The following is a 23,003-nucleotide window of genomic DNA, read 5'->3' as shown; positions in this document are numbered from 1 at the left end:
CGGCTTGCCTGCGCCAGCGTGGCGCGCCAAGCTCGGCCGGCGATGCAGCATCTGAGCCAATCTCCCACCGATCCCGCCTTCGTCCAGGATCCCTATCCGTTCTATGCCCGGGCCCGGGAGCTGGGCGATCTGGTGGTCTGGGACGAATACGGCATGGTCTGCGCGCCCACGCACCGGGCGGTGTCGGCGCTGCTGAAGGACCGCCGCTTCGGGCGCGAACGGCCCGCCGACCTCACCCCGCCCCGGCCCGCGCATCTGGCGCCGTTCTACGCGGTCGAAAACCATTCCATGCTGGAGCTGGAGCCGCCGCGCCACACCCGCCTGCGGGGCCTCGTGCTGCGCGCCTTCACCTCGCGCCGGATCGCGGGGCTCGCGCCCGAGATCGCGGCGCTCGCCCATGCGCTGCTCGATGCCGCGCCCGCGGGACCGTTCGACCTGCTGCCGGTCTTCGCCGAACGCCTGCCGGTGATCGTGATCGCCCGGCTTCTGGGCGTGCCCGAGGACCGCGCGGACGACCTCCTCGCCTGGAGCCACGCCATGGTCGGCATGTACCAGGCGGGCCGCAGCCGCGCGGACGAGGAAGCGGCGGCGGGCGCCGCATCGGCCTTTTCGGACTTCCTGCGGGGCCATATCGCGACACGGCGGCAGAGCCCCGCGGACGACCTGCTGTCGCACCTGATCGCGGCCGAGGAAGACGGCGCGCGGTTGTCGACCGACGAGCTGATCGCCACCGCGATCCTGCTTCTGAATGCCGGGCACGAGGCGACGGTGCATAGCATCGGCAACGGGGTGAAGGCGCTGCTGGAGCACGGGCGGACGGTCACCCCGGACAGCGCCGAGGCCGCCGCGGAGGAAATCCTGCGCTACGACCCGCCGTTGCACCTCTTCACCCGCATCGCCTACGAGGAGGTCACGCTGTTCGGCCACCGGTTCCGGCGCGGCGACGAGGTGGGGCTGCTGCTGGCCTCGGCGGGGCGCGACGGGGCGCTGGGACCCGATCCCGACCGCTTCGATCCCGGCCGCGCCCCCGCGCGGCACCTCGCTTTCGGCGGCGGGCTTCATTTCTGCGTCGGCGCGCCACTGGCGCGGCTCGAGATGCAGATCGCCCTGCCCATCCTCTTCGCGCGGATGCCCGGCCTGACCCTCGCCGCGCCGCCGCGCTACGGCGATACCTACCATTTCCACGGGCTCGAAAGGCTGATCGTCGCCCGTTCGTGAGTCGGGCGCGGGTCAAGGATCGCCGCAGGCGACCGGGCCTCGGCCCGGCTTGTCCTTGAGGCGCGCGCGACTCGCACCGAGGATCGCAAGGGCGCTTTCAGGGCAGACCTGCCCCTGAAACGCCTCTCAGCAGAAGATCCGAAGCTTCCCCGCCCGCGCATCGCCCATTTGTCAAAGCCCAAGGCCCAAGCGAGGCGGCGCGCAAGCGCCAAGGAGCGGCGCGCGGCTCAGAGCGGCAAGGCGGTGGTCGACTTGATCTCCTCCATCGACAGCAGGGCCGTCACGTTGTGCACCTTCACCTCCGAGATCAGCGCCTGGTAGAAGGCGTCGTAGGCGCGCGCGTTCTTCACCCGAACCTTCAGGATATAGTCGATATCGCCCGCGAGCCGGTGCGCCTCCTGCACTTCGGGCCGCTCCTGCAGCGCGCGCAGGAACCGGCGCTGCCACTCCGCCTCGTGCTCGGAAGTGCGGATCAGCACGAAGAAACAGGCCTCGAAGCCCAGCGCCTCGGCATCGAGCTGCACGGTCTGCGCGCCGATGATGCCCGCGTCGCGCATCTTGCGGATGCGATTCCACACCGGCGTCTTCGACGAGCCCACATTCCGGGCGATATCGTCGAGGGACTGGCTCGCATCGCGCTGCAGCTCGCCGAGAATTTTCCGATCCGTGTCGTCGAGCCGGACCTCTGTCCCGTCTTTCGCAGCCATTTGGAATACTCCCTGTCCTTGTCGCGGACAGATAGAACATATGTCCTTGTTTCCACAAGTATCTAGATATCCTGACGGACAATATTCTATTTATAGGCAGGAAAACGGCGAAAGTTCAGAAGGCCCGACATGCAGCATTTTCCCATCTTCGTGGCGCTCGCAGGACGGCGCGTGGTCGTCTCGGGCGGCGGTGAGGCGGCCCTCGCGAAGCTCCGGCTTCTGATGAAGACCGAGGCCAACCTGACCGTCTTCGCCCCCGATCCCGCCCCCGAGATCGCGGCCTGGGCCGAGGCCGGGAAGCTCAGGCTCGCGCGGCGCGCCATGGCGCCGGGCGACGCGCTTTGCGCGGTGCTGTTCTATGCCGCCAACGAGGACGCGGCGCAGGATGCGCGCGACGTGGCGCTGGCCCGCGCCGACGGCGCGCTCGCCAATATCGTCGACAATCTGCAGGACAGCCAGTTCATCACCCCGGCCATCGTCGACCGCGACCCGGTGACCGTGGCGATCGGCACCGAGGGCGCGGCCCCGGTGCTGGCCCGCGCGATCAAGCGCGATCTCGAGGAACGCCTGCCCGCCGATCTGGGCCCGCTGGCGCGGATCGGAAAGGCCTTCCGCAAGGTCGCCGACGCCTTGCCCATGGGCCGCAAGCGCCGGGATTTCTGGGCCGCCTTTTACGGCGGGGCGGGCAGCGAGGCCCTACGCGCGGGCGGCGAGGAAGCGGTGCGCGCGACGCTCGACACGCTTTTGCAGGCGCATCTGTCCGAGGCGCCGCGGCCGGGGCGCGTCCTGTTCGTGGGCGCGGGGCCGGGCGATCCGGACCTGCTGACCCTGAAGGCGCGCCGCGCGCTCGACGAGGCGGACGTGGTCATCCATGACCGGCTGATTTCACCCGCGATCCTGGAGCTGGCGCGCCGCGAGGCGATCCTCGTCGATGCCGGCAAGGAGGGGTTCGGCCCCTCCATGAGCCAGGCCGATATCGACGCGCTGATCGTCGAACATGCAAGCGCGGGCGCGCAGGTCGTGCGGCTGAAATCCGGCGATCCGACGGTCTTCGGCCGGCTCGACGAGGAAATCGACGCGGTCACCGCGGCGGACATCGCCTGGGAGATCGTGCCGGGCATCACCGCCGCCTCCGCCGCCGTCGCCACCATCGGGCAGAGCCTGACGAAGCGCGAGCGCAACGCGAGCGTGCGGTTTCTGACCGGCCACGACATGAAGGGCTTTGCCGATCACGACTGGAAGGCGCTGGCCCGCCCCGGCGAGGTCGCGGCGATCTACATGGGCAAGCGCGCCGCGCGCTTCATCCAGGGGCGCCTCTTGATGCATGGGGCGGGGCCCGACACCCCGGTCACGGTGATCGAGAACGCCTCGCGGCCCGATCAGCGCATCCTCGCCACGACGCTCGCCGCGCTGGCGTCCGATCTGGCGCAGGCGGCGCTCTCGGGCCCGGCCCTGACGCTCTTCGGCCTTGCCCCGCGCAGCGCCGAAGCCACCGCCACGCGATTGATGAAGGAGGCGCTCTGATGCCCCGCGCATTCACCCCGAAAGTCGTCACCGGCAACGCGCTTCTGGAAGGCGACGTGATCTACCTTACCGAGACCGGCGACTGGACCCGCGATCTCGCCGAGGCCGAAGTGCTGAGCGACGAGGCCGATGCGCAGCTGCGCCTGCTCGATGCGCAATCGCGCCCGGGCGAGATCGTCGGCGCGTATCTCGCCGACGTGACGCCGGGTCCGCGCGGCCCCGAGCCCGCGCATTTCCGCGAGGCCTTCCGCCGCAAGGGTCCCTCGAACTACGCCCATGGCAAACAGGAACACCGGCCGGGCGCTGAATTGTAAGACAATTCAGCCCGCGTTTTCCCCGAGAAACGTGGCCCCCGGCCGCGATGGCAGGAGACTTCCCATGTACCGCTACACCGATTTCGACGCCGGCTTCGTCGCCGAGCGCAACCGCCAGTTTCGCGCCCAGGTCGCGCGCCGCATCGACGGCAGCCTGACCGAGGACGAGTTCAAGCCCCTGCGGCTGATGAACGGGCTCTACCTGCAGCTGCATGCCTACATGCTGCGCGTGGCCATCCCCTACGGCACGCTCGACAGCCGCCAGATGCGCCAGCTCGCCCAGATCGCGGAGCGCTGGGACAAGGGCTACGGGCATTTCACCACGCGCCAGAACATCCAGTTCAACTGGCCGGTGCTGGGCGACGTGCCGGACATCCTCGATGCGCTGGCCGAGGTGGAGATGCACGCGATCCAGACCTCCGGCAACACCATCCGCAACGTGACCGCCGACCATTTCGCGGGCGCCGCCGCCGACGAGGTCGCCGATCCCCGGCCCGTGGCCGAGCTGATCCGGCAATGGTCGACCGATCATCCGGAATTCCAGTTCCTGCCGCGCAAGTTCAAGATTGCCGTGACCGGCAGCCCCGCCGACCGCGCCGTGACGGCAGCGCATGACATCGGGCTCAGGATCGTGCGGGCCGCGGATGGCGGCATCGCCTACCAGGTGCTGGTGGGCGGCGGTCTCGGCCGCACGCCGATGATCGGCAAGGTGCTGCATGACGCGCTGCCCGAGGCCGACCTTCTGCCCTATCTCGAGGCGATCGTGTCGGTCTGGAACCTGCTCGGGCGGCGCGACAACAAGTACAAGGCGCGGATCAAGATCACCGTGCACGAGCATGGCATCGACGAGATCCGCCGCCTCGTGGAGGCGCGCTTCGCCGAGACCCGCGCGGCCTTTTCGGGCATCGACCAGGTGATGCTGGCCGGGATCCGCGCGGCCTTCGCCCCGCCCGCCTTCCGCGACGCGCCGGTTGACGCCTACCACGCCGCGCGCGACGCCGATCCCGTGTTCCGCGCCTGGACCGACAGCAACCTCGCCGCGCACCGGGCCGAGGGCTACGCGATCGTGCAGGTCTCGCTGAAGGCCCATGGCGCGACGCCCGGCGATGCCAGCGCCCTGCAGATGCGCGTTCTGGCCGATGTCGCCGAGCGCTACGGCCATGACGAATTGCGCATCAGCCACGAGCAGAACGTCGTGCTGCCGCATGTGCATCTGTCGGACCTGCCCGCGCTGCACGCGATCCTGCGCGCCCATGGGCTCGGCACCGCCAATATCGGCAAGGTGTCGGACATCATCGCCTGCCCGGGCATGGATTACTGCGCGCTGGCCACGGCGCGCTCCATCCCCGTCGCGCAGGAGATCGCGCTGCGCTTCGATGCGCTGAAGATCGAGCACCAGGTGGGCGATCTGAAGATCAAGATCTCGGGCTGCATCAATGCCTGCGGGCACCACCATGTGGGCCATATCGGCATACTGGGCCTCGACCGCGCGGGCGTGGAGAACTACCAGATCACGCTTGGCGGCGATCAGGGACCGGATGCGGCGCTGGGTCAGCGGACCGGACCGGGCTTTTCGGCGGACGAGATCGTGCCGGCGGTGGAGCGCATCGTCGAAACGTATCTCGCTGAGCGCGCGGGTGCGGAGGAGGATTTCCTCGCGACTTTCCGGCGGATCGGCATGGCGCCGTTCAAGGCCGCGCTCTACGACGCGCCGGACAAGGAGGCGCGCGCCGATGCGGCCTGATCCCAAGCCCCGCGAGGACGCCCACACGGGCGCCCTGAGCGCGGCGGAGCTTGCCGCGCGCGCGGGCCGCGTGGCCGCGCTCAACGCGCGCTACCGGCATCACGGCGCGACGGCCGTGCTGCGCGGCGCGCTGCGCGACCCCGAGGCCGGGCAGATCGCCATGGTGTCGAGCTTCGGCGCGGAATCGGTCGCGCTGCTGCATCTCGTGGCGATGGTGGACCGCAACGTGCCGGTGCTTTTCATCGACACGCGGCTCCTGTTCACCGAGACGCTGGTCTACCAGCAGGAGGTGGCCGAACGGCTGGGCCTGCGCGATCTGCGCATCGTGCAGACCGACGCGGAGACGCTGCAGGCGCGCGACCCTTACGGGGCGCTGCGGCATTCCGACCCCGATGCCTGCTGCGCCCTGCGCAAGGTCGAGCCGCTCGAGGCGGCGCTCGGGGGCTTCGACGGCTGGATCACCGGGCGCAAGCGCTACCAGACCCGCGACCGCGCGGCGATGGAGTTCTTTGAGCTCGACGCAGCCACCGGCCGGATCAAGGTCAACCCGCTGGCGCATTGGGCGCCGGGCGACGTCGCCGCCTATATGGACGAGAACCGCCTGCCCCGGCATCCGCTGGTGGCGCGGGGCTTTCCGTCGATCGGCTGCGCGCCCTGCACCAGCCGGGTGGCCCCGGGCGAGGACCCGCGCGCCGGTCGCTGGCGGGACAAGCCCAAGGAGGAATGCGGCATCCATTTCGAAAACGGCCGCGCGGTCCGCAGACCGCAGCGGCAGGGAGAGACGACATGAGCGTGATCGTGACAGATGCGGGCTTCGGCCCCGACACCCACAGCCCCGACCCCCGATCCGGAGAGGCCGTGACGATGCCATCCGACACCGCGCCCGAGGCGCTGGATGCGGCGCTCGGTGCGGAGATGGTCGTGATCGACTTCCCCTCCTCCGCCGACGGGCGCGGCTTCACGCTGGCGCGGCTCCTGCGGCTTCGGGGCTATCGCGGGCGGCTTCGGGCGCGCGGTCACGTGATCGCGGATCAATACGCCATGGCGCGCCGCGCGGGCTTCGACGAGGTCGAGATCGACGACGCCCTCGCCGCCCGCCAGCCCGAGGACCAGTGGCGCCTGCGCGCCGATTGGCAGGCGCATGACTACCAGGCGCGCCTGCGCGGCTGAGGCTTTGCCGGGGCAGAGGGCGACCAAACGCCCCCTTTGCCCCTCCATTCGAATTCGACTATTGCAGAAGGCGCGGGGCACCCACCCCGCGAAGACGCCATGACAGAGCAGAGACCCGTGAAAGACAGTGACGCGACGCCGGTCAGGAAGATGGCCATCCCCGACGCCCAGACCGTGACTGAAGTCACCCATTGGACCGACCGGCTCTTCTCGTTCCGGGTGACGCGGCCCGCGAGCCTGCGCTTCCGGTCGGGCGAGTTCGTGATGATCGGCCTGATGGGCGAACCGGATCCGAAGACCGGCAAGCAGAAGCCGCTTCTCAGGGCCTATTCCATCGCCTCGCCCTCCTGGGACGAGGAGCTGGAATTCTACTCGATCAAGGTGCAGGACGGCCCGCTCACCTCGCGGCTGCAGCACATCCAGCCCGGCGACGAGATCATCCTGCGCCCCAAGCCCGTGGGCACGCTGGTCCATGACGCGCTGCTGCCCGGCAAGCGCATCTGGTTCTTCGCCACCGGCACGGGCTTTGCGCCCTTCGCGTCGCTGCTGCGCGATCCGCAGACCTATGAGGATTACGACGAGGTCATCATCACCCATACCTGCCGCGAAGTGGGCGAGCTGGAATACGGCCGCAAGCTGATCGAGGAGATCCGCGCGGACGAGATGCTGAACGAGCTGATCGGCGCGGAGAACCTCGCCAAGCTGCGCTATTATCCGACCACCACCCGCGAGGAGAGCCCGAAGATGGGCCGGATCACCGACCTGATGCGCTCGGGCGAGGTGTTCGCCGATCTGGGGGTGGAGCCGATCAACCCCGAGACCGACCGCGCGATGGTCTGCGGCAACCTCGCCTTCAACCTCGAGATCAAGGAGCTTCTGGAAGGCTACGGGCTCGAGGAAGGGGCGAATTCGGACCCGAAGCAATACGTGGTGGAAAAGGCGTTTCTCGACTGAGGGGCGCGGTCTCGCGCGGGCCGGGCCGCCGCGGCGCGCGGCGGTTCGTCGTGACGCGCGTCAGACCGGCGGCGACAGCGCGCTTTCGCGTTGCGGCAACAGCAGCGTGGTGAAGAACAGCACGAAAAGCCCGATCGTGTATTCCGACAGCGTCGCGAAGACCGGCAGGGCGTAGATCGACCCCGGTTCGAAGGAATGGCCGAGCAGGATCGCCACGGACGAGGACATGCCGAGCAAGGTAAGCGCCAGTGTGCCCACGCTGTCACGGTCCTGCCGCAACCGCCACAGCACCAGCGCACCGAGCAGAAGACCACCCGCCGTGGGCAGGGACATCGCATCGCCGGGCGCGGGCGCGTCCCGTGCGATCCCCAGCATCGCGGGCAGCGCCTGCAGGTCGGGATAGAGCCGGTCGGCGATGACGAGCCCCGCCGCGGCGAGGATCAGGCGGGCCTGAAGCTGCTCGCGGCGTCCGGCCTCGATCAGGGCCGCGCTCAGAAACAGCAGGCAGAAACCCAAGGCCGTCGTCGGCACGATGGCGGCATGCGTGGCCGAGGCGCGCACGAGCCACGGGGTGCCGGTCGCCCAGCCCAGAATCGGCAGGCAGGAGACAAGGACGCCGAGCTGCGCGATGCGCAGACGCCAGCACGATCCGATCTGCCCCGCCTCGTTCACGTCAATTCCTCCGGAAGTGCGGCATGCCAGGTCAGGCGAATCGTTTTCGCAAGGGCACCCTTTCGCAATTATAGATGCTTGCACGCGCCGCGGGAATAATAATCGGACTTTCCCGATCACCTTAGCGGATCGCGCGGAATTCCGCCGAAATGCCCGGCCCGAGCCGCCGCTGGACCCGTCGGACAGCCCCTGCGGCGCGCGCGGGAACGTCCGGGCCGCGCGCGGCCTGCCCGCCGCGTGATTTCCCGCGGGCCTTGCGTTTAAGCGCTTGAATCACCGGCCCGAGAAGCCTATTTTTTGGCCTCGAAATCTTCATCACTCAAGGAACGTTCCCATAGCCCGCAGACCTCACAACGCGCCGCCCACCCGCGACACCGGCCCCCGCGTCAACGACCGTATCCGCGTCGCGGAAATCCGTTTGATCGGAGCCGAAGGAGAAAACATCGGGGTCGTCACCCCCGAACGCGGACGGGAGCTTGCGGAGCAGGCCGGTCTCGACCTCGTGGAGATATCGCCCAACGCCTCGCCGCCCGTGTGCAAGATCATGGATTTCGGCAAGTTCAAGTACGAACAGCAGAAGCGCGAAGCCGAGGCCCGCAAGAAGCAGAAGACCATCGAGGTCAAGGAAGTGAAGTTCCGTCCTAACACGGACGTGCACGACTACGACGTGAAGATGAAGAATGTCTTCAAGTTCCTCGAGAAGGGCGACAAGGTGAAGGTCACCCTGCGCTTCCGCGGCCGCGAAATGGCGCACCAGAACCTCGGGCGCGAATTGCTCGAACGGGTGGCCGAGGACGTGAAGGAAGTCGGCAAGGTCGAGAACATGCCGAAGATGGAAGGCCGTCAGATGATCATGATGGTCGGCCCGGTGAAGTAGGGCTTTCCAAATCCACGAGATGAGATGGGCGCCCCATGTGGCGCCCTTTTTCGTTTGTAATAGATCGCATTTGCGACGGGTGCCGCGTGGCATTCTATTCGCAATCGCGCGTGCCGAGTTATCATACCACCCGGTTGCATTGATTTCACAAGGCTTCGAGCGCCCGAGATGACCGACTTCGAAAAGTTCAAAGAGTTCAGAAACGAGATCACTTACGAGGCCAATCTCATTTCGCAAAGGGTGGGATGGTTCATCACATCGCAATCCTTTCTGTTCGGCGCTTTAGCGCTCAGCGCAAATCGTGCGAACGGCCAGATAGAAAGCTTCCGTGGCAGCCTCCTATTTCCTGAAATTCCTATCGTTGCCATACTGATTTGCCTGTCCAGCATTCTGATGATCCTTGCATCCTTCGAGAGAGCGGGCGAGTTCAGAGACAAGATCGTCACCTTGACGGAAAAGAACGCCGAACTTCGCGACCTTGTGTCCCAGCGGGCCGACTTCATCGCTCAGCTTGGCCGGGTCCTGACGCTGGCGGTTCCGATCGCAGTCCTGATCATTTGGCTATCCATCGTGTCCGAGGCCGCCCGTTAGTAGGAGCGAGCGGCTGGTCGCGCGCATTGGCGCGAACCGGCCGGCGAGGGCTCAAGCCTCGCGCGGGCGGCCGCGCTGGGGGATCTCCTTCAGGAGGCCCCCGACGCCCATCCCGGCGATGTCGGCGGGGGTGACGGGCACGCCGCATAACAGCCGCTCCATCACCCAATCGGCCCCGTTGAGCGCGGGCGAGCGGGCGCAGCCCGGCAGGCCGACCACCGGTTTCGCGCCGAGCGTGCCGAGAAACAGCAGGTTCCCCGGATCGACCGGCATGCCGTAATGCGCCACCTGCCCGCCCGCGCGGCGCAGGGCCTCGGGCGCGGTGTCGTGCAGGTCCGACGTGGCCGAACCCGTCAGGATGAAGAGCGCTTCGGCCTCGGACGCGGCCAGCGCCGCGGAGAGCGCGTCGATCTCGTGCGGCACGACATGTTCGGGGGCCAGATCGACGCCGAGCCGCGACAGCCGCTCGGCGATGGCGGCCTGACCCTTGGCGGTGTTGACGGGGATGTCGGTGCGGGTCTGGATCAGCTCCGCGCGGCTCAGAACCGGGGCGTGAAAGCCGAGCGCGCCCGCGCCCGCCGCTGCCGCACGGGCCAGCGCCTCTTCGGGCACGCCGTAGGCGATGATCTTGACGGTGGCGACCATGCCCCTTTCGGCCATGCGCTGATAGGGCGGCACGGTGGCGACGGTGATCATCGGATGCACGGCGTTCAGCGCGCCGATGCGGGCCGCGTCGATCCGCGCGAGTCCCGGCCCTTCGGCGAAGATATTGGCCCGGCCCGTCGCGGCGCGTCCGATGCGCAGGCCCGTCTCGCCCTCGGGCACCAGGGCGCGCGCGAGACGCGCGGCGGCCTCGTCCTCCCCCAGATCGCCGGGCTCGAGCCGGGCCGCGACCACTTCGGGGATGCCAGCGGCCTCGAGCGCGGCGAGCTCCGCCGTCCCGATCACCGAGCCCTTGCGAAGCCGCCCCTCGGGCAGGGCCACCGAATGCGCGAGGATCGCGCCCCGGGCCTCGGACAGGGGGAGAGGTCCGAATTTCACGACCGCTGTCTCAGCACCTGCGTCATCTCGGCGATGACCGACACGGCGATCTCGGCGGGACCGGCGGCGCCGATATCGAGGCCGATGGGGCCGTGTATCCGGGCGATCTCGGCCTCGGAAAAGCCCGCCTCCTGCAGCCGGTCCACGCGCTTGGCGTGCGTCCGCGAGGAGCCCAGCGCGCCGATATAGAAGCAATCGGAGCGGAGCGCGCGCAGCAGCGCCGGATCGTCGAGCTTGGGATCGTGGGTCAGCAGCACCAGCGCCGTGCGGCTGTCGAGCCCGGCCTTCTCCACCGCCTCGTCGGGCCAGTCGTGCAGGATCGTCTCGCCGGGAAAGCGCGTTTCGGAGCCGAAGGTCTCGCGCGGGTCGATCAGCACCGGGTCGTAGCCCGCGATCCGCGCCATGGGCAGGAGCGCCTGGGCGATATGCACCGCGCCCACGACGACAAGGCGCAGGGGCGGGTTGTGGATGGTGACGAAGGTGCGCGTGCCCTCCTCGAAGCCCGAGCGGTCCATGCGGAAGCGCTCCGCATGGCCATCGGTGTCGAGCCTGCGCGTCCCGGTCTCGAGGTCGACCACGTAGGCCGCGGGCCGCCGCGCGGCGCGGGCCGCGACCAGATCGGCCAGCAGCGCCTCGGGCAGGACCGTGCCCACGGGCTCGATCAGCACGCGGATGGTGCCGCCGCAAGCGAGCCCCACGGCAAAGGCGTCCTGGTCCGAGACGCCGAATTCGAGCTCCCGCGCCTCGCCGGCCTCGAGCGCCTCGATGGCCTCGACGATGACCGCGCCCTCGACGCAGCCGCCCGAGACCGAGCCCTCGATGCGGCCCTGCCCCGAAATCGCCAGCTGCGATCCGGTGCGGCGGGGCGCCGAGCCCCAGGTCTCGATCACGGTGGCGAGGCAGGCGCCCTCGCCCGCGCGGTGCCAGTCGAGCGCGGTTTCGGGGATCGGGTCGAAACGGTCCATGGCGGGTCTCCTCCTTGCGGCCTGTCTATCCCGAGATATGCGCGCTGTCGCCTGCGCAAAAGGTGGGGGCTAGCGCGGCAAGGTCGGATCGTAGCGGTAGAGCCAGTCGAATTGGCGCAGCATCAGCCCCGGCGCGACCCGTCCGCCGAGCGCCAGCGCGAAATGCGCCGCATCGCGCAGACCCGGACGCGCGAGGTGGTATTTCCACGCATTGCCGTTGGCCGCCGCGATGACCTTCGCGGCGCGGTCGGCGCGGCGCGCCTGGTAGGCCGCGAGCCCTGCCTCGAGGCGATCCGCCCGGGCCAGCGCATCGGCGAGCTCCCAGGCATCCTCGAGCGCGAGGTTGGCGCCCTGCGCGAGGAACGGCAGGGTCGGATGGGCGGCATCCCCCAAGAGCGCCAGCCCCTCGCCCCACCAGCGCGCCGCCACCGGATGGCGGAAGAGGCCCCAGAGGCCCGGACGCTCGGCGGCGGCCAGAAGCCGGGCGGTGTCGCCGCCGAAATCGGCCAAGGCGGCGCGGAGGTTGTCCCCCTCATCGGTCTGTGACCAGCCCTCTTCGGCCCAGTCGGCGCGCTCCTGCACGGCGACGAGGTTGACGAAGGCGCTGTCGCGCAGGGGGTAGCTGACGACGTGGCGGTGCGGGCCCATATGCACCCGCGCCTCGGGCGGATGATCCACGACATTGGGCACCACGGCGCGCCACGCGACCTGGCCGGTGAAGCGCGCGGGCACATCGCCGTTGAGCACCGTGCGCACAACCGAGTGCAGGCCGTCAGCGCCGATCACGAGATTGGCCGAGACCGTCTCATCCCCGGTCTGATCCCCGGTCTCATTCGCCATCTCGATGCGCGCGGGCGCGCCGGGCGTGACGCGGCGCACCTTGTGCGACAGCCGCAGCGTGACGCCCGCCGCGCGCGCGGCACCGGCCAGCAGGTCGATGAGATCGGCGCGGTGCACGAAGCGGTAATTCATCCCCGGCCCGAGCCGGGCGAGATCGAGGCGCAGCACCTCGCGGCCCGCGCGGTAATCCCGCAAGGAGACCGCCGAGGCGCGCGGCGCGGAGCCGAGCCCCGCCTCGAGGCCGAGTGCCGCCATCACCTTCAGCCCGTTGGGCGAGAGCTGCAGGCCCGCGCCCACCTCGCGGATGGCGTCGGCCTGTTCGAAAAGCGTGACCCGCGCGCCGTGCCGGGCCAGCGCCGTGGCCGCCGCGAGCCCGCCGATGCCGCCGCCGATCACCGCTATGCTCAGGTCGTGAAGCGCCATGGTCCTCTCAATCGCAGGTCGGTTCGGGCATGAAAAAGGCGCCCGACCTCGCGGTCCGGCGCCCCTCGATGTCGCGAGATGCCGCGCTCAGTCGTCGCGATGCACCTTCTCGCGCCGCTCGTGCCGCTCCTGCGCCTCGAGCGTCATGGTGGCGATGGGGCGCGCGTCGAGCCGCTTGAGCGAGATCGGCTCGCCGGTCTTTTCGCAATAGCCGTATTCGCCATCCTCGATCCGGCGCAGCGCGGCCTCGATCTTGGCGACGAGCTTGCGCTGGCGGTCGCGGGTGCGCAGCTCGATCGCGCGATCGGTCTCTTCGCTGGCGCGGTCGGTCACGTCGGGGATGTTGCGGGTGCCGTCCTGCAGCCCCTCGAGCGTGTCGCGCGTATCGGCCAGCAGGTCCTGCTTCCAGGTGATCAGCTTGCGGCGGAAATATTCGAGCTGTCGCTCGGACATGAATTCTTCGTCGTCGGACGGACGGTAATCGTCTGGAAGAAAGGATTCTGGTTTCATGGTCGCTCCCTCAATCGTACCGACATCAGCCATGGCAATTCCCCTGATAATCTGGCACCCCTGCGCGGAGCCGAATAGCCCAAGGCTGACGCGGTGTCACTACACAAGTGGCCCGGCGGAACGGAAAATTCCGCTGTCGGAGCGTCGCACGGGCCAAGGGGAGAAGAGCGTCCGATGAAGTTCGAAGGAACCGAAGCCTACGTCGCCACCGACGATCTGACCATGGCGGTGAACGCCGCCGTGACGCTGGAGCGCCCGCTTCTGGTCAAGGGCGAGCCCGGCACCGGCAAGACCGAGCTGGCGCGCCAGGTGGCGCAGGCCTTGGGCACCGACATGATCGAATGGTCGATCAAGTCCACCACCAAGGCGCAGCAGGGTCTTTACGAATACGACGCGGTCAGCCGCCTGCGCGACAGCCAGCTCGGCGACGAGCGGGTCAACGACGTGCGCAACTACATCCGCCGCGGCAAGCTCTGGGAGGCCTTCACCGCCGACCGCCGCGTGGTGCTGTTGATCGACGAGGTGGACAAGGCCGATATCGAGTTTCCGAACGATCTTCTGCAGGAACTCGACCGGATGGAATTCTACGTCTACGAGACCGGCGAGACCATCCGTGCCACGCACCGGCCCATCGTCATCATCACCTCGAACAACGAGAAAGAGCTGCCCGACGCCTTCCTGCGCCGCTGCTTTTTTCATTACATCCGGTTCCCCGAACCCGAGGTGCTGCGCCGCATCGTCGAGGTGCATCACCCGGGCATCAAGCCGCAGCTTCTGACCGAGGCGCTGACGCAGTTCTACGAGATCCGCGAACAGCCGGGGCTGAAGAAGAAGCCCTCGACCTCGGAGGTGCTGGATTGGCTGAAGCTGCTGCTGGCCGAGGATCTGGACCCGGCGGACCTCAAGCGCGACGGGGCCGATGCGCTGCCGAAGCTGCACGGGGCGCTTCTGAAGAACGAACAGGACGTGCACCTCTTCGAGCGGCTGGCCTTCATGGCGCGGCGGCAGCAGGGGCGGTGACGTTCGCGCCGACCGGGGCCCGGTAAAGGCGCTGCGCAGAATCACCTAAACTTTGAGACGAATCTGAGGCGCTTTTCCGCTCCCCCGGGCGCGGCTCGTCCGGGGAAGGCCGCCGCGCGGCGCGAAAGCGCGGGCAAACCACCCGCCCCGAAGTTAATGCTGTTGCTGAACTGCACCTCGCAGGACATTGATATTATTGAATTTCGACAGGCACACGCAGCATTTCCGCGCAATCTGCAGGGTTGTTGCCATATCGTCTCCAGAAATCGCGGTTTCGCCCTATAGTGTTCCAACTACGGACAAAAACACCCCGGATGTTGACCGCATCTGGAACGATCAGGCAGACCTCGACCGATGCTTTCCCGCAAGGCCATCTCCGTGCGTCCGCTGGCGCCTGAAGACCGTGACGCCTGGCAGGCGCTCTGGACCGCATATCTCGGATTTTACGAGACCGCGGTGCCCGCGCCGGTCTACGACACGACCTTCGCGCGCCTGTTGGGCGACGACCCGCGCGATTTCAACGCGCTCCTGGCCTGCGCGGACGGGCGGCCCGTCGGGCTGACGCATTACCTGTTTCACCGCCATGCCTGGCGCATCGAGGAGGTCTGCTACCTGCAGGACCTCTATGCCGCGCCGGAGATCCGGGGACAGGGCGTCGGACGGGCGCTGATCGAGGCGGTCTATGCCGCCGCCGACGCGCATGGCGCGGGATCGGTCTATTGGTTGACGCAGGATTTCAACACGACCGCCCGAACGCTCTACGACCGGATCGGCATCCAGACCCCATTCATCAAATACCAGAGGGCCTGATGCACCGTTTCATCGTACCGTTCTGTCTTCTCCTGAGCGCCTGCGTGCCGGCTGCGGAGCCCGATACCACGACCCGGGCCGCGATCATCAGCGAAAGCAGCCTGCCGCCGATGAAACGTTTCCAGGTGCCGCGCCCGCTGCCCGCGCAGGCCTCCAACCGCGAGATCGCGCGGGATTTCCTGGCGCTCTCGTTCAGCCTCGAATCGGGCCGCGAGCTTGAACGCTTCACCCGTTTCGAGGGGCCGATCAACGTGCGGGTCACCGGGCAGCCGCCCGCCTCGCTCTATTCCGATCTCGACCAGGTGCTCTACCGGCTGCGCAGCGAGGCGCGGATCGACGTGGCGCGCGACCAGTCGGGCCCGGCCCATGTGACGATCGAGGCGGTGCCGCGCGCCGAGATCCGCCGCTACCTGCCGCAGGCGGCCTGTTTCGTGGTTCCGAACGTGTCGTCGCTGGCCGAATACGGCCGGGTGCGGCGCACCGCGCAGATCAACTGGTCCAACATGACACGGCGCGACCGCGTCGCGGTCTTCCTGCCCGGCGATGCCAGCCCGCAGGAAGTGCGCGATTGCCTGCACGAGGAACTGGCGCAGGCGCTGGGGCCGCTCAACGATCTTTACCGGCTGCCCGATTCGGTCTTCAACGACGACAACGTGCACACCGTGCTGACCGGCTTCGACATGCTGATCCTGCGGGCCTATTACGACCCCGAACTGCGCTCGGGCATGACCCAGGGCGCGGTGGCGAGCCGCCTGCCCGCGATCCTCGCCCGGCTCAACCCGGCGGGCGCGTCGCGGCCCACAGCGCAGCTCGCCGCCACCCCGCGCGCCTTCGTGCAATCGGTGCAGGCGGCCCTCGGGCCGGGCACCAAGGACCGCAAATCCGCGGCCCGGCAGGCGCTGCAGATCGCCACCGCGATGGGCTGGCAGGATCACCGGCGCGGCTTTGCGCATTACGCCATGGGCCGCATCACCCAGTCCGAGGATATCGACGCGGCCCTGCAACACTTCCAGGCGGCGGACCGCTATTTCGCCGCCTCCCCCCGCACCAGCCTGCACCGCGCCTATGTCGCCTCGCAGCTGGCCGCCCACGCGATCGCGCGCAACCGGCCCGAGCAGGCGCTCGCCGTGCTGGCACCGCAGATCGACGTGGCCGCGCGGCATGAGAACGCGGCCCTGCTCGCCACGCTTCTCATGCTGCGCGCCGAGGCGCTGGACCTGTCCGGCCGCGCCGCGGAAGCCCGCGAGGTGCGTCTGGACAGCCTCGGTTGGGCGCGATACGGCTTCGGCTCGGATTACGCGGTCCGCGCCAAGCTGCGCGAGATCGAAGCGTTGAACCCGCTGAAGGGAAGGATCGGGCGTTTATGATCGTATTGGCCAGCGCGTTAATCGGGGCACTCTGGGGCGGCCTCTCGGCCCGGCGCAGAAAGGGCAACCGGCTCGACATCGCGCAATATGCCACGATCTTCGCCATCATCGGCGCGCTTCTGGGCCTGATCGCGACCATCGTCCTCGAGAAGGCCTTGGTGTAAGAGGGGGCATGTTCGTCCCGTTCTTCGAAAAGCTCCGCGATGCAGGCGTGCCGGTCTCGCTCCGGGAATACCTGACCTTCCTCGAGGCCATGCGCGCGGGCCTTGCCACCTATGATCCGGAGGGCTTCTACTACCTCGCCCGCAGCGCCATGGTGAAGGACGAGCGGCATATCGACCGCTTCGACCGCGCCTTCGCGGCGGCCTTCTCGGGGCTCGAGGCGATCTCCTTCGAGGAGATGCTGGAAGCGGTGGACCTGCCCGAAGACTGGCTCAGGAAGATGTCCGAAAAGCATCTCTCGCCCGAGGAAATGGCCGAGATCGAGGCGCTGGGTGGCTTCGGCAAGCTGATGGAGACGCTGCGCGAGCGACTGAAGGATCAGCAGGGCCGGCACGAGGGCGGCAGCAAGTGGATCGGCACAGGCGGCACCTCGCCCTTCGGCGCCTATGGCTACAACCCCGAAGGCGTGCGCATCGGCCAGAACGAAAGCCGCCATCGCCGCGCGGTGAAGGTCTGGGACAAACGCGAGTTCCGCGAATACGACGACAGCATCGAGATCGGCACCCGCAACATCAAGGTGGCGCTGAAGCGGCTCCGGAAATGGGCGCGCGACGGCGCGGCCGAGGAGCTGGACCTGCCCGGCACGATCCGCGCCACCGCCGAGCATGGCTGGCTCGACGTCAAGACCCGGCCCGAGCGGCGCAACGCGGTGAAGGTGCTGCTGTTTCTCGACGTGGGCGGGTCGATGGACGATCACGTCAAGGTCGTCGAGGAGCTCTTCTCGGCGGCCCGCGCGGAGTTCAAGCATCTCGAACATTACTATTTCCACAACTGCCTCTACGAAGGCGTCTGGCGCGACAATCGCAGGCGCTGGGACCAGCAGACGCCGACCCACGAGGTGCTGCGCACCTACGGCTCGGACTACAAGTGCATCTTCGTGGGCGATGCCTCGATGAGCCCCTACGAGGTGGCGATCCCGGGCGGGGCCAACGAGCACTGGAACGCCGAAGCTGGCCAGACCTGGCTGCAGCGGGCGCGGGATCAATGGCCCGATCACCTCTGGATCAACCCGGTGCCCGAGAAATACTGGGCCTATACCCAGTCGATCGGGATGATCCGCGAGATCTTCGAGGACCGCATGGTGCCGATGACGCTCGACGGAATCGACCGCGGCATGCGCGCGCTGGCGCGCTGACCGGGCCAGAGCCCGCCACGCGAAGCGCCGCTCCGGGGATGGCCCGACCGGCCCCGGGGGCGCTTCGCGAGACGCCCGGCATCGCAGCCGGGATTCATCCGGAAAGCGCGCCGAACGCGCCTTGGCTCCGGATGACGGTGCCGCCGCAGATCGCCGCAAGAAGATCCCCAAGGGTCCGCGAACCCCATGTCCCGCCAGCCCGGACGCCCCCTCACGATCGGACCGGAAATACCTCCGGGGGTCTGGGGGCAGCGCCCCCAGCGGATCGGCGGCCGAAGGCCGTCGATCCGATCTTCGCCGGACCACGGAACCGCCCCTCGGCCTGCCGCGTTGATCCTGCACCCGACCAAGAAACGAACGGAGGACATCATGGCGATCAAGAAATTCGGAACCGCGCATTGGGCAGGCGATCTGCAGACCGGCAAAGGTCAGGTCTCGACCGAATCGACCGTGCTCGACAACACGCCCTACGGCTTCAACACCCGCTTCGAGGACGAGCCCGGCTCGAACCCCGAAGAGCTCGTCGGCGCGGCCCACGCGGCCTGCTACTCGATGGCACTGTCGATGATCCTCGGCCAGCACGACGCCACCGCCGACGCGATCGACACCAAGGCGACGGTCAGCCTCGAAAAGGACGGCGACGGCTTTTCCGTCACCAAGGTCCATCTCGAGGTGAAGGCGAGCGTGCCGGGCCTCGACGAGGCCAAGTTCATGGAGGCCGCCAACGCCGCCAAGGAAGGCTGCCCGATCTCCAAGCTCTACAAGGGCGGCACCGCCGAGATCACGATGGACGCAGCACTGGTCTGACGCCCACGCGCAGGTCCTTTCCGGGCTGCGACATCATGGGCGCCCGGGGCATGGTCCCCGGGCGCTTTTTCTTTGCGCCCCGTGGCCCCATATTAGACCCATGCTGAAATTCACACCGATCCTGCTCGCCCTGCTCTACGGCCTCGTCATGTACCGCTTCTCGGCGTGGCGGACGGCGAAGGAGCTCGACCAGCGCTCCACCGAGCTTGCCGATCCGAGGCTGCGCGACATCCTTGCGCGGCTCGCCAAGGCGCTCGACGTGCCGCGGATCAAGGTGCATATCTACGAGATAGACCCGGTGAACGGCCTTGCCGCGCCGGACGGGCGCATCTTCATCACCCGCGGTTTCTATCGGAAATACCAGCAGGGCGAGGTGTCGGGCGAGGAAATGGCCTCGGTCATCGCCCATGAGCTGGGCCACGTGGCGCTGGGTCATTCCCGGCGCCGGATGATCGATTTCTCCGGGCAGAACGCGCTGCGCACGGCGCTGGCGCTGATCCTCGGGCGGATCATTCCGGGTGTCGGCGTCTGGATCGCAAACCTCCTGGCCTCGCTCCTGGCCGCGCGGCTTTCGCGTTCGGACGAGTTCGAGGCGGATGCCTATGCGGCGGCACTTCTGGCCAAGGCCGGAATCGGGATCGGGCCGCAGAAATCGCTGTTCCGCAAGCTTGAGGAGCTGACCGGCGCGCGCGCGGGCGCAGTGCCGGCCTGGCTCATGAGCCACCCGAAGACCGAGGAACGCATCGCCGCGCTCGAGGCGCTGGAGACGCGCTGGGGCACCGCCCCGGCGGAGTGAGGGGGGCGGCGGAGCCCAAGGGGGCCAGCCCCCTCTGCGCGCCGGGGCGCGCATTCACCCCCGGCGGTATTTGGAAAGAGGCAAGCGCAGGGGGGCGGCGCGCCGGGCCCCAGGCCCGTTCGGGGCGGCTGTCGCCGGTGGCGGGTCAGGGCGCCACCACCTCGAAGCGCTGTTCGGCCACGTCGCGGCCATTGACCTGCAGGATCAGCCGGTGCGGACTGGGATGCCAGGTAAAGGTGGTCGCCGCCCGCTTCAGGTTGTGGTTGCGCTGAAAGCGCAGCTCGGTCCCGGCCTGGGCCTGCGCTTGGCCAAGCTTGAACACCTTCTCGCCGCGTCGTCCGCCCGGACGGTGGAAGAGGATGCGGTAATCGACCAGGAGCTTGCCGTCCTCCGCGGGCGCGATCTCGGCCGTGATCTGCAGGGCCGTGCCGATCGCCACCGGACAGGGCGCGAGGTCGAGCCTTGCCGACAGCGGCAGGTCGGGATCGAAGCCCAAGTGGCGCAGCGCACCAGGCGCGCCCGTCTTGAGCGCCGTGCGCAGCGCGTGGCGGGTCATCCAGTCGAGCTCGCGCGGGGATTGCTGCCCCAATGCGCGCCAGGCCGAGAGGTGGCGCAGGACCGCCTCCAGGTCGTGGCGGGTCAGATCGTTGAGGTGATTGGCCACCGAGCGCGTCACGTAGCGCGTCGGATCGGCGTGCAGCTTGTCGAGCAGCGGCAGCGCGCGCCCCGGCGGCAGGGTCACGTTCGCGGCCCAGGGCAGCCGCGGGCGGGTGCCTTCGGAGACGAGGCGGCGGACATGGTAATTCTCGTCCTCGGCCCAGAGCGCGAGGCGGGCCAGCGTCTCCTCCGGCCAGCGGTTCAGGAAGGGCCGGATGTAGAATTCCATGGAGAAGCGCCGGGTTGCGGCGTGGATGAGGTCGAGCGCGCGGTCGCGATGCGTCTCGAGCCCGTGGCGCACCGCGAGAATGCCGGGCACCGCGTGGATGAACTGGCCGAAATCGTTGTCGGTTCGGGCGGGATCGAGCGGCGGCGGCATCGCCGCCTCCAGCGCCGCGGCCATGGTGGGAAAGTCGCGCGGCAGCTGCGCCTCGATGCAGGTCGCAATCCAGTCGAGCCGCTCCAGAAGGCCGCGCCCGGGCAGGCCGCCCAAGGCCTCGGCCTCAAATCGGGGGGCGTCGAAACCCGGCAGCGCGGCATATTCGCGCGCCAGCTGCCCGATCGTGCGCGCGTTGAAGAGTTGGTCGGACAGCGAGAACCCCGCCCCGCCGCCCTTGCCGTCCGGCCCCCGCGCCATCAGAGCGTGGCGTTGATGCCGCCGCCATCGAGCAGGATGTTCTGCCCGACGATATAGCCTGCATGCTGCGAGCAGAGGAACGCGCAGGCCGCGCCGAACTCCGCCGCGGTGCCGTAGCGGCGCGCGGGAATGGTCTGGAACTTGGCCGCGCGGACCTCCGCGATGCTCTTGCCCTGGCTTTCGGAGGCGGCGCGGTCCATCGCGTCGATCCGGTCGGTGTCATGGGCGCCGGGCAGCAGGTTGTTGATCGTGACGCCCTGCGGCGCGACCTGCCGGGCGGTGCCCGCCACGAAGCCCGTGAGCCCGGTGCGCGCCGCGTTGGACAGGCCGAGCACGGCGATGGGCGCCTTGACCGATTGCGAGGTGATGTTGACCACCCGGCCCCAGCCCCGCTCCATCATGCCCGGCAGGCAGGCCTGCATCAGCGCGATGGGGGTGAGCATGTTGGCATCGAGCGCCGCAATGAAATCCGCGCGGTCCCAGTCAGACCAGATCCCCGGCGGCGGCCCGCCGGCATTGGTCACGAGGATATCGACTGCGCCCGCCGCTTCCAGCACCGCGGCGCGGCCCGCATCGCTTACGATGTCGGCGGCGATCGCGGTCACCTCGACGCCGTGCGCGGCGCGGATCTCGGCCGCGGTCTGCTCCAGCGCTTCCGCGCCGCGGGCATTGATCACGAGGTCCACCCCGGCCTCGGCCAGCGCCTCGGCACAGCCGCGTCCGAGCCCTTTCGAGGCCGCCGTCACCAGCGCCCGTTTGCCGCGAATTCCCAAATCCATCCTGCGTCTCCCCCGTCGCGCCGGTCGACAAAAGACCTGTCCTGCGGCCTTGTCATGCCATATTCGCGCGACATTCTGCGAAAAATGATGCCATCCGTTCCCGACTTCGATACGAGACCGAAGCGATGAATACCAGCGTGCCCCCTCGTTCGACCCAGACCCTCGGCGTTTACCGCGCCGAGCATTTCCGCGTGGTGAACGGGGCCAATCTCGGCGATCCGGTCAGTTTCGCGGACGAGTTGATGCTGGACGACCTCTACCGTCTGTCGCCGGTCGCGGCGGAGGTGCAGCTGCGCGTGCTGGCGCGCGCCGATGCGCCGTTCTCCATCGTCGCCGGGTCCGAGCTGGGCCGGGCCGGGGCGGATCTGCATCTCGATTGCGCGATCACGCTGATGTCGGGCGACGGGCAGACCCATGAGGCGATCATCCTTGTGGAGACCGACGCGGAGGGGCTGGCGCAGGAGCTTTACCTGCTGCCGCTCGCGCCGCTGACACCGCGGCTCGATTACGCGCTCGTGGGCATCGACACCGAGGGCGTGCTGGCGCGATTCGCGCAGCTGGCCTGCGTCTCGTTCACCCGCGGCACGCTCATCACCCTGGCTTCCGGCGCGCAATGCCCGGTGGAAGAGCTGCAGGTCGGCGACCGGGTGCTGACCCGGGACGACGGGCCGCAGGCCGTGCGCTGGATCGGGCAGCGCACCACCCGCGCCACGGGCGGCTTTGCACCGGTGCAGATCCGCGCCGGCGCGCTCAACAACACGAACGATCTGGTGGTCAGCCCCGATCACCGGCTGTTCATCTACCAGCGCGAAGATGCGCTCGGGACCGGTCGGGCGGAGGTGCTGGTGCGCGCGCGGCACCTCGTGAACGGCGATACGATCCGGCGCTTGTCGGGCGGCTTCGTCGATTATTACCAGATGCTCTTCGATCAGCACGAAATCATCTATGCCGAGGGAATCGCAGCGGAATCGATGCTCGTGGATTCGCGGACGCGGGCCATATTGCCGTCGGAGATGGCGACCGTTCTGGGCCAGTTGCAACGCGATCACCGCCGCAGCGGACATAGCGAACTGGAGGTCGGCGAGGAGATCCTCGCGCATCTCGACGCGGCCTCGGTCCTGCGGAAATCGTCGGGCGGATAAGGCAAAATCGCGCAAGCTTTGCGGCAATTGCATGGCGTAGCCGCAAAGCTTTTCGTTTTGAAGTCCATGCGTGCGTCCATT

General features: G+C 68.5%; 25 protein-coding genes. 17 read left to right on the top strand and 8 right to left on the bottom strand.

What is annotated here, in order from left to right; genetic code table 11:
- Positions 1–42 precede the first annotated feature (42 nt).
- Complete coding sequence (locus tag BW990_RS06290) at positions 43–1,218, top strand: cytochrome P450 (protein ID WP_076446084.1); 1,176 nt, start codon at positions 43–45, stop codon at positions 1,216–1,218.
- A 227-nt stretch (positions 1,219–1,445) separates the two neighbouring features.
- On the opposite strand, the gene BW990_RS06285 is transcribed toward BW990_RS06290, so the two are convergent.
- Positions 1,446–1,925 (bottom strand): Lrp/AsnC family transcriptional regulator, encoded by a 480-nt coding sequence (locus BW990_RS06285; RefSeq protein ID WP_076446082.1) that lies wholly within the window; start codon positions 1,923–1,925, stop codon positions 1,446–1,448.
- Between the two features lie 129 nt (positions 1,926–2,054).
- Between BW990_RS06285 and cysG the strand changes: the two genes are divergently transcribed.
- The 6 genes from cysG (at position 2,055) to BW990_RS06255 (ending at position 7,631) form a co-directional block, all read left to right on the top strand.
- Entirely contained in the window at positions 2,055–3,449 is a 1,395-nt protein-coding gene (gene cysG / locus BW990_RS06280) for a siroheme synthase CysG (protein ID WP_076446080.1), read from the top strand.
- Positions 3,449–3,763 carry a DUF2849 domain-containing protein gene (locus BW990_RS06275; protein WP_076446078.1) on the top strand — a complete coding sequence of 105 codons (315 nt, stop codon included), beginning with the start codon at positions 3,449–3,451 and terminating at the stop codon, positions 3,761–3,763. Before cysG ends, BW990_RS06275 begins: the two co-directional genes overlap by 1 nt.
- Before the next feature lie 64 nt (positions 3,764–3,827).
- The gene (locus BW990_RS06270; protein ID WP_076446076.1) at positions 3,828–5,507 is read left to right on the top strand and encodes a nitrite/sulfite reductase; all 1,680 of its coding nucleotides are present in this window, start codon (positions 3,828–3,830) and stop codon (positions 5,505–5,507) included.
- Positions 5,497–6,297, top strand: coding sequence for a phosphoadenylyl-sulfate reductase (locus tag BW990_RS06265; protein WP_083950491.1), 801 nt, complete (start codon positions 5,497–5,499; stop codon positions 6,295–6,297). The genes BW990_RS06270 and BW990_RS06265 overlap by 11 nt, the downstream gene beginning before the upstream one ends.
- On the top strand, positions 6,294–6,677 hold the full coding sequence (locus BW990_RS06260; RefSeq protein WP_076446074.1) for a DUF934 domain-containing protein: 384 nt from the start codon (positions 6,294–6,296) through the stop codon (positions 6,675–6,677). Before BW990_RS06265 ends, BW990_RS06260 begins: the two co-directional genes overlap by 4 nt.
- A 99-nt stretch (positions 6,678–6,776) precedes the next feature.
- Entirely contained in the window at positions 6,777–7,631 is an 855-nt protein-coding gene (locus tag BW990_RS06255; RefSeq protein ID WP_076446072.1) for a ferredoxin--NADP reductase, read from the top strand.
- Between the two features lie 60 nt (positions 7,632–7,691).
- On the opposite strand, the gene BW990_RS06250 is transcribed toward BW990_RS06255, so the two are convergent.
- Entirely contained in the window at positions 7,692–8,303 is a 612-nt protein-coding gene (locus BW990_RS06250) for a hypothetical protein (protein ID WP_076446070.1), read from the bottom strand.
- Positions 8,304–8,595: 292 nt separating this feature from the next.
- On the opposite strand from BW990_RS06250, the gene infC reads away from it, so the two are divergent.
- Together infC and BW990_RS06240 are read left to right on the top strand one after the other, a co-directional pair.
- Positions 8,596–9,180 carry a translation initiation factor IF-3 gene (gene infC, locus BW990_RS06245; RefSeq protein WP_076446385.1) on the top strand — a complete coding sequence of 195 codons (585 nt, stop codon included), beginning with the start codon at positions 8,596–8,598 and terminating at the stop codon, positions 9,178–9,180.
- 168 nt (positions 9,181–9,348) lie between these two features.
- Positions 9,349–9,771, top strand: a complete 423-nt coding sequence (locus tag BW990_RS06240) for a hypothetical protein (protein WP_076446068.1) — start codon at positions 9,349–9,351, stop codon at positions 9,769–9,771.
- Positions 9,772–9,822: 51 nt separating this feature from the next.
- On the opposite strand, the gene BW990_RS06235 is transcribed toward BW990_RS06240, so the two are convergent.
- From BW990_RS06235 to dksA, 4 genes are all read right to left on the bottom strand, one after another.
- Positions 9,823–10,812 carry a molybdopterin-binding protein gene (locus BW990_RS06235; RefSeq protein WP_076446066.1) on the bottom strand — a complete coding sequence of 330 codons (990 nt, stop codon included), beginning with the start codon at positions 10,810–10,812 and terminating at the stop codon, positions 9,823–9,825.
- Complete coding sequence (locus BW990_RS06230) at positions 10,809–11,777, bottom strand: XdhC family protein (RefSeq protein ID WP_076446064.1); 969 nt, start codon at positions 11,775–11,777, stop codon at positions 10,809–10,811. Before BW990_RS06230 ends, BW990_RS06235 begins: the two co-directional genes overlap by 4 nt.
- Positions 11,778–11,846: 69 nt before the next feature.
- Entirely contained in the window at positions 11,847–13,040 is a 1,194-nt protein-coding gene (locus tag BW990_RS06225) for an FAD-dependent monooxygenase (protein WP_076446062.1), read from the bottom strand.
- Positions 13,041–13,127: 87 nt separating this feature from the next.
- Positions 13,128–13,550: an RNA polymerase-binding protein DksA gene (gene dksA, locus BW990_RS06220; protein ID WP_076446060.1), complete on the bottom strand. Its 423-nt coding sequence runs from the start codon at positions 13,548–13,550 to the stop codon at positions 13,128–13,130.
- A gap of 174 nt (positions 13,551–13,724) precedes the next feature.
- Between dksA and BW990_RS06215 the strand changes: the two genes are divergently transcribed.
- The 7 genes from BW990_RS06215 to BW990_RS06190 all read left to right on the top strand — a co-directional run bounded on the left by BW990_RS06215 (position 13,725) and on the right by BW990_RS06190 (position 19,707).
- Complete coding sequence (locus BW990_RS06215) at positions 13,725–14,570, top strand: AAA family ATPase (RefSeq protein WP_076446058.1); 846 nt, start codon at positions 13,725–13,727, stop codon at positions 14,568–14,570.
- 354 nt (positions 14,571–14,924) lie between these two features.
- Positions 14,925–15,380, top strand: a complete 456-nt coding sequence (locus BW990_RS06210; protein WP_076446056.1) for a GNAT family N-acetyltransferase — start codon at positions 14,925–14,927, stop codon at positions 15,378–15,380.
- Positions 15,380–16,747, top strand: coding sequence for a DUF2927 domain-containing protein (locus BW990_RS06205; RefSeq protein ID WP_076446054.1), 1,368 nt, complete (start codon positions 15,380–15,382; stop codon positions 16,745–16,747). The genes BW990_RS06210 and BW990_RS06205 overlap by 1 nt, the downstream gene beginning before the upstream one ends.
- Positions 16,744–16,911 carry a hypothetical protein gene (locus BW990_RS22055; protein ID WP_200798021.1) on the top strand — a complete coding sequence of 56 codons (168 nt, stop codon included), beginning with the start codon at positions 16,744–16,746 and terminating at the stop codon, positions 16,909–16,911. Before BW990_RS06205 ends, BW990_RS22055 begins: the two co-directional genes overlap by 4 nt.
- 8 nt (positions 16,912–16,919) lie before the next feature.
- Positions 16,920–18,104, top strand: coding sequence for a vWA domain-containing protein (locus BW990_RS06200; RefSeq protein ID WP_076446052.1), 1,185 nt, complete (start codon positions 16,920–16,922; stop codon positions 18,102–18,104).
- 375 nt (positions 18,105–18,479) lie between these two features.
- Complete coding sequence (locus BW990_RS06195; RefSeq protein WP_327213922.1) at positions 18,480–18,911, top strand: OsmC family protein; 432 nt, start codon at positions 18,480–18,482, stop codon at positions 18,909–18,911.
- A gap of 100 nt (positions 18,912–19,011) precedes the next feature.
- Positions 19,012–19,707 carry a M48 family metalloprotease gene (locus BW990_RS06190; protein WP_076446048.1) on the top strand — a complete coding sequence of 232 codons (696 nt, stop codon included), beginning with the start codon at positions 19,012–19,014 and terminating at the stop codon, positions 19,705–19,707.
- Between the two features lie 145 nt (positions 19,708–19,852).
- Here BW990_RS06190 and BW990_RS06185 read toward each other — a convergent pair whose 3' ends face one another.
- Together BW990_RS06185 and BW990_RS06180 are read right to left on the bottom strand one after the other, a co-directional pair.
- Positions 19,853–21,001, bottom strand: coding sequence for a hypothetical protein (locus BW990_RS06185; RefSeq protein ID WP_076446046.1), 1,149 nt, complete (start codon positions 20,999–21,001; stop codon positions 19,853–19,855).
- On the bottom strand, positions 21,001–21,780 hold the full coding sequence (locus BW990_RS06180) for an SDR family oxidoreductase (RefSeq protein ID WP_076446044.1): 780 nt from the start codon (positions 21,778–21,780) through the stop codon (positions 21,001–21,003). The genes BW990_RS06185 and BW990_RS06180 overlap by 1 nt, the downstream gene beginning before the upstream one ends.
- A gap of 125 nt (positions 21,781–21,905) precedes the next feature.
- Between BW990_RS06180 and BW990_RS06175 the strand changes: the two genes are divergently transcribed.
- Complete coding sequence (locus tag BW990_RS06175; protein WP_076446042.1) at positions 21,906–22,922, top strand: Hint domain-containing protein; 1,017 nt, start codon at positions 21,906–21,908, stop codon at positions 22,920–22,922.
- Positions 22,923–23,003 lie beyond the last annotated feature (81 nt).

Source organism: Roseivivax lentus (genome assembly GCF_900156805.1).
GTDB classification, from domain to species: Bacteria; Pseudomonadota; Alphaproteobacteria; order Rhodobacterales; family Rhodobacteraceae; genus Roseivivax; species Roseivivax lentus.
Note: the sequence above shows the minus strand (reverse complement) of the source record. Positions and strands in the feature narration are given on the sequence as shown.

Coding starts and splice junctions, on each gene's coding strand:
- BW990_RS06255 (WP_076446072.1), top strand. CDS start 6,777: ATGACAGAGCAGAGACCCGTGAAAGACAGTGACGCGACGCCGGTCAGG.
- BW990_RS06240 (WP_076446068.1), top strand. CDS start 9,349: ATGACCGACTTCGAAAAGTTCAAAGAGTTCAGAAACGAGATCACTTAC.
- BW990_RS06265 (WP_083950491.1), top strand. CDS start 5,497: ATGCGGCCTGATCCCAAGCCCCGCGAGGACGCCCACACGGGCGCCCTG.
- cysG (WP_076446080.1), top strand. CDS start 2,055: ATGCAGCATTTTCCCATCTTCGTGGCGCTCGCAGGACGGCGCGTGGTC.
- BW990_RS06190 (WP_076446048.1), top strand. CDS start 19,012: ATGCTGAAATTCACACCGATCCTGCTCGCCCTGCTCTACGGCCTCGTC.
- BW990_RS06215 (WP_076446058.1), top strand. CDS start 13,725: ATGAAGTTCGAAGGAACCGAAGCCTACGTCGCCACCGACGATCTGACC.
- BW990_RS06285 (WP_076446082.1), bottom strand. CDS start 1,925: ATGGCTGCGAAAGACGGGACAGAGGTCCGGCTCGACGACACGGATCGG.
- BW990_RS06260 (WP_076446074.1), top strand. CDS start 6,294: ATGAGCGTGATCGTGACAGATGCGGGCTTCGGCCCCGACACCCACAGC.
- dksA (WP_076446060.1), bottom strand. CDS start 13,550: ATGAAACCAGAATCCTTTCTTCCAGACGATTACCGTCCGTCCGACGAC.
- BW990_RS06205 (WP_076446054.1), top strand. CDS start 15,380: ATGCACCGTTTCATCGTACCGTTCTGTCTTCTCCTGAGCGCCTGCGTG.
- BW990_RS06200 (WP_076446052.1), top strand. CDS start 16,920: ATGTTCGTCCCGTTCTTCGAAAAGCTCCGCGATGCAGGCGTGCCGGTC.
- BW990_RS06210 (WP_076446056.1), top strand. CDS start 14,925: ATGCTTTCCCGCAAGGCCATCTCCGTGCGTCCGCTGGCGCCTGAAGAC.
- BW990_RS06180 (WP_076446044.1), bottom strand. CDS start 21,780: ATGGATTTGGGAATTCGCGGCAAACGGGCGCTGGTGACGGCGGCCTCG.
- BW990_RS06230 (WP_076446064.1), bottom strand. CDS start 11,777: ATGGACCGTTTCGACCCGATCCCCGAAACCGCGCTCGACTGGCACCGC.
- BW990_RS06225 (WP_076446062.1), bottom strand. CDS start 13,040: ATGGCGCTTCACGACCTGAGCATAGCGGTGATCGGCGGCGGCATCGGC.
- BW990_RS06175 (WP_076446042.1), top strand. CDS start 21,906: ATGAATACCAGCGTGCCCCCTCGTTCGACCCAGACCCTCGGCGTTTAC.
- BW990_RS06185 (WP_076446046.1), bottom strand. CDS start 21,001: ATGGCGCGGGGGCCGGACGGCAAGGGCGGCGGGGCGGGGTTCTCGCTG.
- BW990_RS06275 (WP_076446078.1), top strand. CDS start 3,449: ATGCCCCGCGCATTCACCCCGAAAGTCGTCACCGGCAACGCGCTTCTG.
- BW990_RS06270 (WP_076446076.1), top strand. CDS start 3,828: ATGTACCGCTACACCGATTTCGACGCCGGCTTCGTCGCCGAGCGCAAC.
- BW990_RS06290 (WP_076446084.1), top strand. CDS start 43: ATGCAGCATCTGAGCCAATCTCCCACCGATCCCGCCTTCGTCCAGGAT.
- BW990_RS22055 (WP_200798021.1), top strand. CDS start 16,744: ATGATCGTATTGGCCAGCGCGTTAATCGGGGCACTCTGGGGCGGCCTC.